Consider the following 1,649-nt stretch of genomic DNA (forward strand, 5'->3'; position numbering starts at 1 on the left):
AAATTAATTTAGTTGCTGAAGAATTTATCCTCTGGGCCTTAGGAAATAATAAATCTATTGAAGATTTGAAAGAGAATCTCAAAAAAGTACATCTGATCGAATCAGATCGTGGTGTAATGCAAGCCAATCAACCATTGCATTGGATTTTCAGTGATGCAACAGGAGCTACCTATATTCTTGAACCAGAAGGTAATGGATTGACCTTACAAGAAGATAAAGTGGGCGTTTTGACTAATACTCCTGATTACAACTGGCACAAAACTAACCTTGCTAACTACTTAGGTGCTCAAACAACTAATTTTGGCGCTAAAAAATTCGGTGACCAAGAAGTTATCCCATTAGGTCAAAATGGTACTTTTAGATTACCTGGTGGTTACACAGCCGTTGATCGTTTTGTGAGAACCGCATTCGTTCGTAACGCAACTGAAGCTCCTAAAGATACTAAGCAAGCTGTTAATACAATTTTGCACATGCTTGATAGTGTAACAATTCCTCGTGGTGTTAATATCAAGGAAAATGGTGAAGCTAGTTATACTCAATACCAAACTGTTTTGGATTTAACTAATAAAGTTATGTACTTCGTACCATATGGCAATAGAACTGTTTATTCAGTTAAATTGACTGATGATTTAATCAAGAATCAAAAAGAACCAAAGGAATTTGAAGTCGATCTTAATCAAGACTTTTTAGCTTTAAATTAAAATTTTAATAAATAAGCAGGTGTTTTATCAGACAAGGCGTAACTTTCTCTGGTAAGATACCTGTTTTTTTTTTTTTTTTGTTTCTTTTTTGGTATGTATGCACGATATGTTATAAGATATAATTAAATCAAAAGATAATCACCATGTTTATAATTGGTGCGACCCAATTTATGAAATGAGGAAAAAGAATGGCTGATTTAGTTTATCAAAAAATTATTGCATCACTAAAAAAGGCGATTGATGCCGGAGAATTTTCAGATATGCGTTTACCTGATGAAAGATCTCTAGCTGAAAGTTATAGTGTCAGCCGAAGCTCAATCAAACGAGCTTTAGGATTAATGGCAGATCAAGGAATTATATTTAAAAAACGTGGTTCGGGAACATTTGTGAATCCATTATATTTGAAACAGGGTTCATCATTTAATTACAGTGGTAAGAATTTGGGAATTACTGATAGTTTCAATGCTAATGGCCAAAAACCGGGTGTAAAAGTTCTGAGTTTTGATGTAATTCATCCAAACAAAGATCTTCAGGATAATTTGTTCTTAAAATCAACTGAATTTGTTTATGCTTTCAAACGTTTACGATCGTTAGACGATGTACCCTTCATGATCGAAACAGGATATATTCCTATTAAGTTGGCACCGGAATTGTCAGAGCAAATTGCTTCGGAATCTATCTTTAATTATGTAGAATCAGAATTAGGTAAGGAAGTTAACAAAACATACTTAACAATTTCCGCCGAACCATCTGATGAAGAAGGTAAAGAACTGTTGCATTTGAAAGACAATGAACCCGTCGGATTAATGGAAGGAATCTTCTTCTTAGATGACGGAACACCGTTTGAATTTTCAACTATGAAGTTACATTATAAGTATTTCAAGTACGATTCATTTGTTGATTTAGCAAATAAGTAAGAGTTTCCAAAGATTGGAACGCACCAATTAT

General features: G+C 33.6%; 2 protein-coding genes. Both read left to right on the plus strand.

The features are described 5' to 3' along the window. The coding region (locus FHL06_RS12745) for a linear amide C-N hydrolase (protein ID WP_153386957.1) at positions 1 to 701 on the plus strand (701 nt) is incomplete at its 5' end. Positions 702 to 889: 188 nt separating this feature from the next. Then, entirely contained in the window at positions 890 to 1,618 is a 729-nt protein-coding gene (locus tag FHL06_RS12750; protein WP_153386959.1) for a GntR family transcriptional regulator, read from the plus strand. The last annotated feature ends 31 nt before the right edge of the window (positions 1,619 to 1,649 follow it).

This window comes from Companilactobacillus halodurans (assembly GCF_009600985.1).
Classification (GTDB): Bacteria; Bacillota; Bacilli; order Lactobacillales; family Lactobacillaceae; genus Companilactobacillus; species Companilactobacillus halodurans.